We start from the raw sequence: 12803 nt of genomic DNA on the forward strand, positions 1-12803 counted from the left end.
TATGGCCACAAACTTCCTCACCAAACTTTTTGGTAGCCGCAACGACCGTTTGCTCAAGACCTACCGCAAAACGGTGGAGCGCATCAATGGTCTGGAGGCGCAGTTTGAAAAGCTCAGCGATGACGAGCTTCGTGGCCAGACCGAATTGTTCAAGCAGCGCATAGCGCAGGGCGAGGGCCTGGAGTCCGTGCTGCCCGAAGCCTTCGCGGTGGTGCGGGAGGGCAGCAAGCGCATCATGAAGATGCGCCACTTCGACGTGCAGTTGGTGGGTGGCCTCGCGCTGCACCACGGCAAGGTGGCCGAGATGCGCACGGGTGAGGGCAAGACCCTGACCGCGACCCTGCCGGTTTACCTGAACGCGCTCACGGGCAAGGGCGTGCATGTGGTCACCGTCAACGACTATCTGGCCAGCCGCGATGCGCAATGGATGGGACGTCTGTACAACTTCCTGGGCCTGACGGTTGGCATCAACTTGCCTCAGGCACCGCGCGAAGAGAAGCAGGCGGCCTACCGCTCCGACATCACCTACGGCACCAACAACGAATACGGGTTCGACTACCTGCGCGACAACATGGTGTACGAGTCTGCCGACCGCGTGCAGCGCGGCTTGAATTACGCGATCGTCGACGAGGTGGACTCCATCCTGATCGACGAGGCCCGAACGCCCTTGATCATCAGCGGTCAGGCCGAAGACCAGACCCAGACCTACATGGCCATCAAGCAACTGGTTCCACACCTGGTGCGCCAGGAAGGTGAAGCCGATGTGCGCACGGGTGAGGGAGTCATCAAACCGGGCGATTTCACGGTGGACGAAAAGGCCCATGCGATCCACATGACCGAACAGGGTCACGAGCATGCCGAGCAGTTGCTCAGCCAGGCTGGTCTGTTGCCCGAGGGCGCGTCGCTTTACGACCCGGCCAACATTGCGTTGCTGCACAACCTGGTGACGTCGCTCAAGGCGCACCACCTCTACCACCGCGATCAGCACTACGTGAATCAGAACGGCGAAATCGTGATCGTCGACGAGTTCACCGGCCGCTTGATGACGGGCCGGCGTTGGAGCGACGGCCTGCATCAGGCGGTTGAAGCCAAGGAAGGTGTGGCGATCCAGCCCGAGAACCAGACGCTGGCCTCCATCACTTTCCAGAACTACTTCCGCCTGTACGGCAAGCTCGCCGGCATGACCGGCACGGCCGACACCGAAGCGTATGAATTCCAGGAAATCTACAACCTGGAAACGGTGGTCATTCCGCCCAACCGGGTGAGCAAGCGGGTTGACCAGCTTGATCGTGTCTACAAGACGACGAAAGAGAAGTACGTTGCCGCCATCGAGGACATTCGCGAGTGTCATGAACGGGGGCAGCCCGTGCTGGTGGGCACGTCATCGATCGAAAACTCGGAAATCATCGCCGAGCTGCTGGCCAAGGAAGGCCTGCCCCATGAGGTGCTGAACGCCAAGCAACATGCGCGCGAGGCCGACATCATCATCCAGGCGGGTCGCCCGGGCGGCATCACCATCGCCACCAACATGGCAGGTCGCGGTACCGACATCGTGCTCGGCGGCAACCTGGAAAAGATGGTCGACGCGGTGCAGAACGACGAGTCGCTGGACGAAGCCACCAAGGCCTCGCGCATCGAATCGCTGCGCCAGCATTGGCAGGCCGATCACGACAAGGTCAAGGCACTCGGCGGCTTGCGCATCATCGCCACCGAACGCCATGAATCGCGGCGCATCGACAACCAGTTGCGTGGTCGTTCAGGCCGCCAGGGCGACCCGGGTTCCTCGCGCTTCTACCTGAGCCTGGATGACTCGCTGATGCGCATCTTTGCCGGCGATCGCGTGCGAGCGATCATGGATCGATTGAAGATGCCCGAGGGCGAGGCCATCGAGGCTGGCATCGTCACGCGAAGCATCGAGAGCGCGCAGCGCAAGGTCGAGGCTCGCAACTTCGACATCCGCAAGCAACTGCTCGAATACGACGACGTGTCCAATGACCAGCGCAAGGTGATCTACCAGCAGCGCAACGACATCCTGGATGCCGAATCGCTGCGAGCCCAGATTGATTCGCTGCGCGACGGCTGCTTTGCCGATCTGGTGCACGAATACGTGCCCGAAGGCAGCGTCGAGGAACAGTGGGACCTGCCCACGCTGGAGCGCGTGTTGCGCGAGGAGTGGGCAGTGGATGTGCCCGTGACGACTTGGGTGTCGGATGCGGAATCGATCGACGCCGAAGAGGTTGCCGAGCGTGTGGTGGCCGCTGCCAAAGTGGTGTTCGATGGCAAGGTGCAGATCGTGGGCGAAGAGAACTTCACCCAGTTCGAGCGTGTCGTGCTGCTGCAGACCATCGATGGGCAATGGCGCGAGCATCTGTCCGCTCTCGACTACCTGCGCCAGGGCATTCATCTGCGTGGCTATGCCCAGAAGCAACCCAAGCAGGAGTACAAGCGCGAGGCCTTCGTGCTGTTCGGCCAGTTGCTGGACACGGTGAAGAACGACGTGACGCGTGTCCTGATGAACGTGCGCGTGCAGTCGGCTGAACAAATGACCCAGGCGGCCGAGCAACTGGAGGAGCGTGCCGAGCAGATCGCCAACGTGACCTACACAGCGCCCACCGAAACAGGTGAAGCGACTACGGTGGGTGCGGCCCGTGCCGTGCCTCGTCCCGCCGGCGATGTGCCGCGTGTGGGACGCAACGACCCCTGTCCCTGCGGCAGCGGCAAGAAATACAAGCAGTGCCACGGCAAGCTGGACTGACGCAGCGGGGCCTTCGGTCCCGCGCGTCCCGCTGGCTGACTTCACCCTGAATACACGGAGTTCACATGCCCGTTCAACTCGACACGCCCTCGGCCTCGGACCTGCTCCCCATCGGGGGCGTGCGCATCGGTGTGACTGAGGCAGGCATTCGCAAGGCCAACCGCAAGGACCTCACGGTCTTTTTGTTGGACGAGGGTTGTGCGGTTGGCGCGGTGTTCACCCAGAACCGTTACGCCGCCGCCCCGGTGCAGGTGTGCCGTGAGCACCTGGCGGCGGGGCAGGGTGTTCGTGCGTTGGTGGTCAATACCGGCAACGCCAACGCGGGCACGGGTGCGCCCGGCTTGGCCCATGCGCGCCAGACCTGTACTGCATTGGCCCGCTCGTTGAGCCTGCACCACGAACAAGTCCTGCCGTTCTCCACAGGCGTGATCATGGAGCCACTGCCGCTTGATCGACTGCTGGCGGGATTGCCCGGTGCACTGACCGATGCGGCCTTGCCGCAGACGGACAGCGGTGCGCAGTGGCTCTCGGCGGCCCAGGGCATCATGACCACTGACACCTTGCCCAAAGCTGCCAGCCAGCGCATGACGATTGATGGGTGCGTCGTGAGTGCCACGGGTATCGCCAAGGGCGCCGGCATGATTCGCCCCAACATGGCCACCATGCTGGGTTTCCTGGCCACCGACGCCGCCGTGGCCCCCACGCTCATGAACGAGCTGGCCCGTCGCCTCGCCGATGCATCGTTCAACCGCGTCACAGTGGACGGCGACACCAGCACCAACGACTCCTTCGTGGTGGTTGCCACGGGTCAAGCGGGAAACACCCCCGTGACTGATCTGGACAGCCCGGCAGGCAGTGCCCTGCTGGAGGGCCTGACGCAGGTGGCGCGGCACCTCGCGCACGCCATCGTGCGTGACGGAGAAGGCGCCACCAAGTTCATCACCATCCAGGTTGACGGTGGACGCACCGCCGCTGAATGCTTGCTGGCGGCGTACGCCGTGGCGCACTCGCCCCTCGTCAAGACCGCCTTCTTCGCCAGCGATCCCAATCTGGGCCGCATCCTCGCTGCCGTGGGTTACGCCGGCATCGACGACCTGGAGGTGAGCGGCATCGACCTGCACCTCGGCGATGTGCATGTGGTCACCCAAGGAGGCCGTCACCCCGACTACCGCGAGGAAGACGGTCAGCGCGTGATGAAGGAGGCGGAAATCCTGGTTCGCATCGGCCTGGGCCGTGGCACTGCCACCGAGACGGTGTGGACCTGCGATTTCAGCCACGACTACGTGACCATCAACGCCGACTACCGCTCTTGATCTGCGTGCCATGAACGAACATTTCGAACGCCTGCTGGAGCGCGCCGAACAGCTGATGGCCCGCATTGAATCGGTGTTGCCACAGCCCATGCAGGCGCCCGACTGGTCTGCTGCGGTGGCCTGGCGCTACCGCAAGCGCAGCAGTGGGCATGGCGCGCTGGAGCCGGTGCGCCAGGTCGGCGCCATGCGCCTGGCCGACCTACAGGAAATCGATGGCCAGAAAGAGAAGATCCAACGCAACACCCTGCAGTTCGTGCAGGGCCTTCCTGCCAACAACGTGCTGCTCACGGGCGCGCGCGGCACGGGCAAATCTTCGCTGATACGGGCCTGTCTCAACGAATACGCACCTCAAGGCCTGCGCCTGATCGAGGTCGACAAGGCCGATCTGGTGGACCTGCCGGACATCGTTGATGTCGTCTCCGACCGCCCGGAACGCTTCATCGTGTTTTGCGACGACCTCAGCTTTGAAGACGGCGAGCCCGGCTACAAGGCGCTCAAGTCGATCCTGGACGGTTCGGTGTCGGCGGCCAGCCCCAATGTGTTGATCTACGCCACCAGCAACCGGCGCCATCTGTTGCCCGAGTACATGAAGGAGAACCTCACCTACACGCACACCGCCGAGGGCGAAGTGCACCCGGGCGAGGTGGTGGAAGAAAAGATATCGCTCTCGGAGCGCTTTGGCCTGTGGGTGAGCTTCTATCCTTTCAGTCAGGATGAGTACCTCACGATCGTGGCGCAATGGTTGTCCTCGTTCGGCGTGTCCGCCATCGACATCGCGACGGCGCGACCCCAGGCGCTGGTCTGGGCGCTGGAGCGTGGTTCGCGCAGTGGGCGCGTGGCCTACCAGTTCGCCCGCGACTACGCCGGCACACACGCATCGAAGGCATGAACGGCCAGGTCCTTGTCGTGGACGCTGAGCCCGGCATTGCGCGACCGATTGACCGACCCGTGGTCGATGTTGCGGTGGGGGTCCTGATCGCGCCCGATGGCCGTTTCCTGCTCACGTCACGTCCGGTGGGCAAGGTGTACGCAGGCTATTGGGAATTCCCGGGCGGCAAGCTTGAAGCGCGCGAGTCGGTCGAGCAGGCCCTGCGGCGCGAACTGCAGGAAGAAATCGGCGTGACCATCGGTGCGGCACACGCTTGGCGCGACAGCCTGGTGGATTACCCCCATGCACTGGTCCGCCTGCACTTCTGCAAGGTGTATGACTGGACGGGTGAACTGCAGATGCGCGAAGGTCAGCAGTTCAGTTGGGAAGGTGTGCCAGTGCGATGCAAGCCGATTTTGCCTGGCACCGTGCCGGTGCTGGAATGGCTTGTGCAGGAGCGCGGTTCGGCATCCAGCTGAGCCGAGGCCGATCGTTCAAGAAACCCCGAAGTCCGGATCGTTCTGGCTGTCCTGCTCGGGCAGTTTGAAGCTCTCCGTGGCCCAGGCACCGAAGTCCATGTTCTTGCAGCGCTCGCAGCAGAACGGGCGAAAGGCATTGCTGGGCGCATAGATGCTCGGCCCGCCACATCCCGGGCAACGCACTGTTTTCAATGGGTTGGTGTTGACGTTCGAGGACATGGCAAGTGTCAGAGAAAACTCAGGCGCAGAGGGTCAGTTCGAACGCTGTGTCGTCTTGTGCCGAGTGCAAGCGGTCGTCATCACCCTGGCGCATCAAACGCACCGACAGCATCAGGCGGTTGCCGCTGATTTCCGGAATCAGGCCGGTGCTCGGGTCCATGCGCAGGCGCAGCAGCTGGAAGGTGCGACCCTGTGGCAGGGTTTGCTGGAACTGACCACCGGGTGCCACCACCTTTTGCGGAGAGCCTGAATCCCGCAGCATCTTGAGCAGCAAAACAATGGATTCAGCCAGCGGCGCCAATGGCACTGACCACCGTTGCAAGTCGGCTTGACGCTCCTCGGCGCTGTGGTGCTGCCAACTGTAGTAAGCGGGCAGGTCAAACTCGCAGGTGCCCGCGGGGATGCCGATGCGGCTGCGGATGCTCATCAACCAGTCGTTTTCGGTCAGCGACTGACCCGTCTTGCCTGCCAGCCCGTTGAGCTGTGAAAAGCAATCTTCCAATTGGCCAATGGCCTCGTTGAGTGCTTGCTCCGAGATCATCGGGTTGCCGCGGTAGGCGATGAGCTGCTGCTTGTGCCGGTCGATGTCCTTGAGCACATCGGACTTCATGTCTGCTCGAGAGGCGACTTCGATGATCTCGAAGATGGTCTGGATCGCGAAGTGGTGGTCCAGCGGATGCTGGCGCGGCACCAGTTCGACCATGCGACGGAACAGTTGTTCAAGTCGCAGGTAGGTGCGGATGCGTTCGTTGAAAGGGTATTCGTACAGGATCACAGCGGCTTGGGTGCGCAGGGCGGTGCAGCGAGCGGGTCTTCATCATAGCCCGAACCGATTCGCCAGCGCCCGAGCCAGATGTTGCAGGTTGTCGATGCTGTCGGAGTCGTTGAACACCACAAAGTCCGCCGCGGCCAATCGCGTCTCGCGCGCAGCTTGGCTGCGCATGACGGCCTCGATGGTGAGCAGGTCCCACCCACTGCGCAGGGTCACTCGACGGACCTGTGTGGCAGGTAAACAGTCCACCACCAGCACCCGATCCAGCTGCGGTCGCCAGTGTGGCGACTCGACCAAGAGGGGGATATCAAACACCACCACGCTGGCCGTTGCGAGCGAGATTTTGCGGCGGATCTCGTCGCCCACCAACGGATGGACGATGCGTTCAAGCACTTTGCGCGCTTCGGGTTGGGCAAACACGTGTTCGCGCATGCGCTGCCTGTCCAGGGCGCCGTCGGTTGTGATGAACGCGTCGCCGAACGTTTCAGCAATCGCCTGGATGGCCGAGCCACCGCTTTCGGTGCAAGCGCGCGAAATGGCGTCTGCATCGATCAAGTCTGCGCCCATCCCCTGAAGCAGCCGCGCCAAGGTACTTTTACCGCTGCCAATGCCACCGGTGAGTCCCAGTCGCAGGCGTGGGCTTGACCGCAAAGAGGCGTTCACAGTCCGATGACAGCCAGGATCGCCGATGGTCCGAAGATCATGGCGGTCAATCCCGCCAACGCGAGGAAGGGGCCGAACGGGACATAGCCACCCTCGCGCAGCTCACCTTTGAGTTTGATGCCGATTCCGATCACGGCGCCGATCACAGAGGCCATCAGGATGATGGGAACGAGTGCCTGCCACCCAAACCAAGCGCCGAAGGCCGCGAAGAGCTTGAAGTCCCCATAGCCCATGCCTTCCTTGCCCGTGGTCAGTTTGAAGGCCCAATAGACCAGCCACAGCGACAGGTAGCCTCCCACCGCGCCCCACAGCGCATCGGGAAGCGCCGTATCGGTGAGCCTGAGCCCCGCAGCGCACAATCCAGCCCACAACAAGGGCAGCGTGATGTCATCGGGCAGCAAGGTGGTGTCCCAGTCGATGCCGGCCAGCGAGAGCACCGCTGCCGAAAACCCGCACCATGCAAAGGCTTCCCAACCCAGACCCCATCGCCAGCCGCACCAGGCGAAAAGCGCTCCACATGTGAGTTCCACCACTGGATACCGCAGGCTGATCGGCGCAGCGCACTGGCTGCACTTGCCGCGCAGCGCGAGGTAACTGAAGACCGGGACGTTTTCAAACCATCGAATCTGGTGCCCACAGTGGGGACAGCGCGAGCGCGGCACCATGAGATTGAAAGGTTCGGCCGCGGGAACGGACTGTTGCAAGACTTCTTTTCCCGCTTGGAGGTCCGCGCATTCAGCCGCCCAATGCAACTCCATCATTTTGGGCAGTCGGTGGATCACCACATTGAGAAAACTGCCCACCAACAGGCCCAGAAGCCCCAGCAGCGCCGCCTCCGGCGCGCCCGCGCCCAGCATCAAACCACCTGACCCAGCTTGAAGATGGGGAGATACATCGAGACCACGATGCCCCCAATGACGGTGCCGAGCACCACGATGATGATGGGCTCCATCAGGCTGGAGATGCCGGCCACCATGTCGTCCACCTCGGCTTCATAAAAGTCTGCGGCCTTGCCCAGCATGTGGTCGATTGAGCCGGACTCTTCACCGATCGCGCACATCTGCAGCACCATGGACGGGAATATGTTGGCGTTGGTCATCGCGTTGGTCAGGCTGGTACCCGTCGACACTTCCTGCTGAATTCGCTCTGTGGCGATCGAATAGACCGAATTGCCCGAGGCGCCGCCCACTGAATCGAGCGCTTCCACCAAGGGCACGCCTGCTGCGAACATCGTGGAAAGCGTGCGGGTCCAGCGGGCAATGACCGACTTCTCGATCAGCACACCGAAGATCGGCAGTTTCAGCAGGACGCGGTCCATGAATCTTTGGACCTTTTCATTGCGGCGCCACGCCTGCATGAAGAAATAAAACCCTCCACCCAATCCGCCAAAGATCAGCCACCAGTACTCGGTGAAGAACTCGCTCATGGCGATCACAAACAAGGTGGGAGCAGGGAGGTCAGCTCCGAACGAAGAAAACACTTCCTTGAACGAGGGAATCACGAAAATCATGATCACCGCAACCACGACGAATGCGACGATGACCACTGCGATCGGGTACATCAGCGCCGACTTGATCTTTGACTTGAGTGCTTCGGTCTTCTCCATGTAGACCGCCAGGCGATCCAGCAATTCTTCAAGAATACCGGCTGCTTCACCCGCCTCGACCAGATTGCAGTAGAGGCTGTCGAAGTAGAGGGGGTTCTTGCGGAATGCGGCACTGAGCGACGTGCCCGTTTCCACGTCGGAGCGGATGTCGTTCAGCAGCTTGGTCACGCTGGCGTTGGGGTTGCCGCGTCCGACGATGTCGAAGGCCTGCAGCAGAGGCACACCGGCCTTCATCATGGTGGCCAGTTGGCGCGTGAAGATCGCAATGTCCTTGGGCTTGATGCGTTTGCCCGAACTCATTCGGCGCTTTTTCACTTTGCCCGGAATGATGCCCTGGCGGCGCAACGCAGAGAGCACCTGGTTTTCACCGGCGGCACGCGTCTCACCTCGCACCGTCTTGCCGTTGCGGTCCTTGCCTTCCCACTCGAAAACAGCTTCTTTGATGCTCTTGGATACAGCGGTTGCCATGTTGTCCTCTCAGGCGTATATCTGGCTCGGCGTCATTCGTTGGTGACGCTGAGCACTTCTTCCAGCGACGTCATGCCCAGCTTCACCTTGAGCAGGCCAGACTCTCGCAGCGTACGGACGCCCTCCTTGCTGGCTTGCTGGGCAATGTCCAACGCGCTTCCACCGCGCAGGATGATGCGTTGAATCTCTTCCGTGATCGGCATCACTTGGTATATGCCGACTCGGCCCTTGTAGCCGTTGTTGCAGGCCGAGCATCCTACGGGGCGATAGGGTGTCCAGGTGCCGTCAAGGTCATCGGCCTTGAAGCCTGCGTCGATCAGCGCCTTGCGAGGCACGTCCAGGGGCGCCCTGCAAACAACGCACAGCTTGCGGGCCAGTCGCTGGGCGGTGATCAGGATCACGCTGGATGCAATGTTGAACGTGGGAATGCCCATGTTCATCATCCGGGTCAGGGTGGTCGGTGCATCGTTGGTGTGCAGCGTGGACAGCACCATGTGCCCGGTTTGCGCAGCCTTGATGGAAATGTCGGCAGTTTCCAGATCCCGGATCTCGCCGACCATGATCACGTCAGGATCCTGCCGGAGGAAAGCCTTCAACGCCGCAGCAAACGTCAAGCCGGCTTTCTCATTCACGTTGACTTGGTTCACCCCGGGCAAGTTGATCTCGGATGGATCTTCCGCCGTCGAGATGTTGATGCCGGGCTTGTTGAGGATGTTCAGGCAGGTGTAGAGCGACACAGTCTTGCCCGACCCCGTTGGACCCGTCACCAGCACCATGCCGTAAGGACGAACAATGGCGGCCATCAGCCGCTCTTTTTCTTCTGGTTCATAGCCCAGCGCATCAATGCCCACTTTGGCACTGCTGGGGTCCAGGATACGGATCACGATCTTTTCGCCGAAAAGGGTCGGCAATGTGCTCACCCGGAAATCGATCACCCGGTCCGGTCCGATCTTGAGTTTCATCCGCCCATCTTGCGGCACCCGCTTCTCGGAGATGTCCATGCGGGAGATCACCTTGATGCGGGAAGCCAATTTGTCCTTGATGGCAATGGGCGGCGAGGCAATTTCGCGCAGCTCGCCGTCGACCCGGAACCGAACGCGGTAGTTGTGCTCGTAGGGTTCAAAGTGCAAGTCTGAGGCCCGCATGTTGAACGCGTCGATCAACATCTTGTGCAGGAACTTGACCACCGGGGCGTCATCGACTTCCGACGCCTTGTCGGTCGAGTCCGTGACCACGGTCTCGGTGGCCATTTCGTCGAACTCGAACTCTCCTCCGATGATGTTGTCCATCGTTTCGGAGACGCTGGTGGTCTGCGTCTCCACCAACTTGCTGAGCTTGTCGTACTCGGCGATCACCCAGTCCACACCCATCTGCGTGGCGAACTTGATCTTTTCTGCGGCTTGCTGATCGGCCGGGTCGGCCGTGGCCACCATCAGGCGGTTGTTGCGCTTGCTGAGAACCACGATTCGGTAGTCGGCGCAGATTTTTGCATCCAGCAAACCCGTGGGCAGACGCGGAACGTCGATCGCATCCAGATCAAGCAGAGGTGCAGAAAACGCCACCGACATGGTGTGCGCCAGATCCGAAGCAGACACGGCACCAGAACCCGTGAGTTCTGCGATGAAACTGGATCGGCCACTCTGGGCTTTGCGGTAAAGATCCTCAGCGGCTTTTTGCCCGAGCTTTCCTGCCGACACCAATGCGCGACCCAGGCCGGGCAGGGCCATGGACGGAGTTTCCTGAGTGACTGATTCGACGGACGCCATAGACTCGTAATCTAGCGTAAATCAACGACTTGGCCGTCAATATTGAGGCAAGTTGTGTTGAATATGCGTATTCGCGCCGATCTGCGTTGTAACGAGGTTGCGCGGTCTGCGCTGATCGCTTGAAATGCCCCGTTCATCGGTGCCTGTTTCGGCTTGACATGGGGGTGAATTTGGTCGGGGTGAGAGGATTCGAACCTCCGGCCTCTACGTCCCGAACGTAGCGCTCTACCTGGCTAAGCTACACCCCGATGGGCCTGTTGGGCCGCGCAAAAAAAAGCGGCTTCTGAAGCGCCTTGGAGATCAGGAGCGGCGTTCCAGCAAACCCGCCGCCAATTGTAGCAAAGCGGCACTGTAGACATTCTCGGGAAGCTGCGCTGCGGCGTCTATCGCTCGCCGCGCTTCAGCATCTGCACTGGCTCTTGCTTCTCTTAGGGCGCCAGTGTCGAGAATGATCGAGCGGATGTCATCCAGATGGGCCACATCCCCTTGCTCGATGGCTTGGCGGATCAGGTGCTTCTGAGCTTCAGATCCGGTTCTCAGGGCGCAAATGATCGGCAAAGTCACCTTTCCTTCCCTCAGATCATCGCCCAGGTTCTTTCCCAGTTCCTCCGCACTGCCCTCGTAGTCAAGTACATCGTCGATCACTTGAAACGCAGTGCCCAACGCCTGTCCGTAACTGGCGCACAAAGCCTCGGTGGATTCGTCTGCGCGGGCAAGAATGGCGGCGAGTCGGGCGCTGGCTTCAAAGAGCTTGGCGGTCTTGGAGCGAATCACCTTCAGGTAGGCCGCCTCGTCTATGGAGGCGTCGTGCATGTTCATGAGTTGCAGCACTTCTCCTTCTGCGATCACATTTGTGGCGTCCGACAGCACTTGCATGACGCGCATATCGTTCACGTCCACCATCATCTGAAAGGCGCGTGAATACAGGAAGTCACCGACCAGAACACTTGCAGCATTGCCGAAGCGTTCATTGGCGGTTTCACGTCCGCGTCGCAGCGTGGACTCGTCCACAACATCGTCGTGCAGCAAAGTCGCTGTGTGAATGAACTCCACGACCGCAGCCAACGCGTGTCGATGTGGACTCTGGCTGCCAATGGCACCACTGAGCATCAACAGAAGGGCGGGGCGCAAACGTTTGCCTCCCGCCGAGATGATGTACTGAGCGACTTCCCTGACCAGCGGTACCTCGGTTGTCAGCCGCTCATGGATCACTTGGTCGACCCGATGCATGTCCGGCTGGATCAATTCGAGCGGGTTGCCAGTTTGGGGGGTGGAGATCGTCAAGATGCGAGCCAGAGAAAGGGGGTGGCTGGGGTATGCCGCTGCAATGCGGATTATAGGAAGAAGGTTGCCCCCTCCCTTGGAGGCGGAGTGCAGTCGTTGCGCCTGCTTGGTGGGCTGAACGGTGTTACTTGTTGTCCAGACTGTGCCATGCTAAACTCGCAGGCTCAGCGGAATTTGGTCCGCTGGATTTCCATTCGTGGATTTTTTACAAGAGGTTCATATGTACGCGGTCATAAAAACCGGTGGCAAACAGTATCGTGTTGCTGCTGGCGAAAAAATTAAAGTAGAACAGATTGCTGCGGATGTGGGCCAAGAGATCGTGTTTGACCAAGTCTTGGCTGTCGGCAACGGCACCGAGATCAAGGTCGGCACTCCCTTGGTTTCCGGCGCAACGGTCACGGTCACGGTGTTGGCTCATGGTAGACACGACAAAGTGCACATCTTCAAGATGCGCCGTCGCAAGCACTATCAGAAGCGCCAGGGTCACCGTCAAAATTTCACCGAACTGCAGATTTCGTCGATCGCAGCCTGAGGAGTAAGTCAACATGGCACAGAAAAAAGGCGGCGGCTCAACGCGAAACGGGCGCGATTCCAAGCCCAAGATGCTCGG

13 protein-coding genes and 1 tRNA gene are annotated in these 12803 nt (G+C 60.9%); 6 read left to right on the plus strand and 8 right to left on the minus strand.

Features of this window, described 5'->3' with window-relative positions; translation table 11 throughout:
* Position 1 precedes the first annotated feature (1 nt).
* From secA to V6M63_RS16745, 4 genes are all read left to right on the plus strand, one after another.
* Complete coding sequence (secA, locus tag V6M63_RS16730; RefSeq protein ID WP_332743689.1) at positions 2-2755, plus strand: preprotein translocase subunit SecA; 2754 nt, start codon at positions 2-4, stop codon at positions 2753-2755.
* 65 nt (positions 2756-2820) lie between these two features.
* Positions 2821-4068: a bifunctional glutamate N-acetyltransferase/amino-acid acetyltransferase ArgJ gene (gene argJ, locus V6M63_RS16735; protein WP_332743691.1), complete on the plus strand. Its 1248-nt coding sequence runs from the start codon at positions 2821-2823 to the stop codon at positions 4066-4068.
* 10 nt (positions 4069-4078) lie between these two features.
* Complete coding sequence (locus tag V6M63_RS16740) at positions 4079-4957, plus strand: ATP-binding protein (RefSeq protein ID WP_332743693.1); 879 nt, start codon at positions 4079-4081, stop codon at positions 4955-4957.
* Positions 4954-5415: an NUDIX domain-containing protein gene (locus tag V6M63_RS16745; protein WP_332743695.1), complete on the plus strand. Its 462-nt coding sequence runs from the start codon at positions 4954-4956 to the stop codon at positions 5413-5415. The genes V6M63_RS16740 and V6M63_RS16745 overlap by 4 nt, the downstream gene beginning before the upstream one ends.
* A 15-nt stretch (positions 5416-5430) precedes the next feature.
* Here the strand turns inward: V6M63_RS16745 and V6M63_RS16750 are convergent, their stop codons facing one another.
* From V6M63_RS16750 to V6M63_RS16785, 8 genes are all read right to left on the minus strand, one after another.
* The gene (locus V6M63_RS16750) at positions 5431-5634 is read right to left on the minus strand and encodes a DNA gyrase inhibitor YacG (protein WP_332743697.1); all 204 of its coding nucleotides are present in this window, start codon (positions 5632-5634) and stop codon (positions 5431-5433) included.
* A gap of 19 nt (positions 5635-5653) precedes the next feature.
* On the minus strand, positions 5654-6409 hold the full coding sequence (gene zapD / locus V6M63_RS16755) for a cell division protein ZapD (protein WP_332743699.1): 756 nt from the start codon (positions 6407-6409) through the stop codon (positions 5654-5656).
* A gap of 42 nt (positions 6410-6451) precedes the next feature.
* Entirely contained in the window at positions 6452-7069 is a 618-nt protein-coding gene (coaE, locus tag V6M63_RS16760) for a dephospho-CoA kinase (protein WP_332743701.1), read from the minus strand.
* Positions 7066-7926 carry a prepilin peptidase gene (locus V6M63_RS16765; RefSeq protein WP_332743703.1) on the minus strand — a complete coding sequence of 287 codons (861 nt, stop codon included), beginning with the start codon at positions 7924-7926 and terminating at the stop codon, positions 7066-7068. The genes coaE and V6M63_RS16765 overlap by 4 nt, the downstream gene beginning before the upstream one ends.
* A complete protein-coding gene (locus tag V6M63_RS16770; protein WP_332743705.1) occupies positions 7926-9143 on the minus strand; it encodes a type II secretion system F family protein in 1218 nt (405 codons plus the stop codon). Before V6M63_RS16770 ends, V6M63_RS16765 begins: the two co-directional genes overlap by 1 nt.
* A 32-nt stretch (positions 9144-9175) precedes the next feature.
* Positions 9176-10909 (minus strand): type IV-A pilus assembly ATPase PilB, encoded by a 1734-nt coding sequence (pilB, locus tag V6M63_RS16775; protein WP_332743706.1) that lies wholly within the window; start codon positions 10907-10909, stop codon positions 9176-9178.
* A gap of 171 nt (positions 10910-11080) precedes the next feature.
* A tRNA-Pro gene (locus V6M63_RS16780) sits at positions 11081-11157 on the minus strand.
* A gap of 52 nt (positions 11158-11209) precedes the next feature.
* Entirely contained in the window at positions 11210-12139 is a 930-nt protein-coding gene (locus V6M63_RS16785; RefSeq protein ID WP_332743716.1) for a polyprenyl synthetase family protein, read from the minus strand.
* A 274-nt stretch (positions 12140-12413) separates the two neighbouring features.
* Between V6M63_RS16785 and rplU the strand changes: the two genes are divergently transcribed.
* Entirely contained in the window at positions 12414-12725 is a 312-nt protein-coding gene (rplU, locus tag V6M63_RS16790; protein ID WP_056273123.1) for a 50S ribosomal protein L21, read from the plus strand.
* A 13-nt stretch (positions 12726-12738) separates the two neighbouring features.
* On the plus strand, positions 12739-12803 hold a 65-nt coding region (locus V6M63_RS16795; protein ID WP_324396486.1), incomplete at its 3' end, for a 50S ribosomal protein L27.

The sequence above is a fragment of the Hydrogenophaga sp. genome (assembly GCF_036675665.1).
Classification (GTDB): domain Bacteria; phylum Pseudomonadota; class Gammaproteobacteria; order Burkholderiales; family Burkholderiaceae_C; genus Hydrogenophaga.

Bases quoted from the DNA above. Each gene is read 5' to 3' on its own strand.
- secA (WP_332743689.1), top strand. From the start codon at position 2: ATGGCCACAAACTTCCTCACCAAACTTTTTGGTAGCCGCAACGACCGT.
- argJ (WP_332743691.1), top strand. From the start codon at position 2,821: ATGCCCGTTCAACTCGACACGCCCTCGGCCTCGGACCTGCTCCCCATC.
- V6M63_RS16740 (WP_332743693.1), top strand. From the start codon at position 4,079: ATGAACGAACATTTCGAACGCCTGCTGGAGCGCGCCGAACAGCTGATG.
- V6M63_RS16745 (WP_332743695.1), top strand. From the start codon at position 4,954: ATGAACGGCCAGGTCCTTGTCGTGGACGCTGAGCCCGGCATTGCGCGA.
- V6M63_RS16750 (WP_332743697.1), bottom strand. From the start codon at position 5,634: ATGTCCTCGAACGTCAACACCAACCCATTGAAAACAGTGCGTTGCCCG.
- V6M63_RS16765 (WP_332743703.1), bottom strand. From the start codon at position 7,926: ATGCTGGGCGCGGGCGCGCCGGAGGCGGCGCTGCTGGGGCTTCTGGGC.
- V6M63_RS16770 (WP_332743705.1), bottom strand. From the start codon at position 9,143: ATGGCAACCGCTGTATCCAAGAGCATCAAAGAAGCTGTTTTCGAGTGG.
- pilB (WP_332743706.1), bottom strand. From the start codon at position 10,909: ATGGCGTCCGTCGAATCAGTCACTCAGGAAACTCCGTCCATGGCCCTG.
- V6M63_RS16785 (WP_332743716.1), bottom strand. From the start codon at position 12,139: ATGCATCGGGTCGACCAAGTGATCCATGAGCGGCTGACAACCGAGGTA.
- rplU (WP_056273123.1), top strand. From the start codon at position 12,414: ATGTACGCGGTCATAAAAACCGGTGGCAAACAGTATCGTGTTGCTGCT.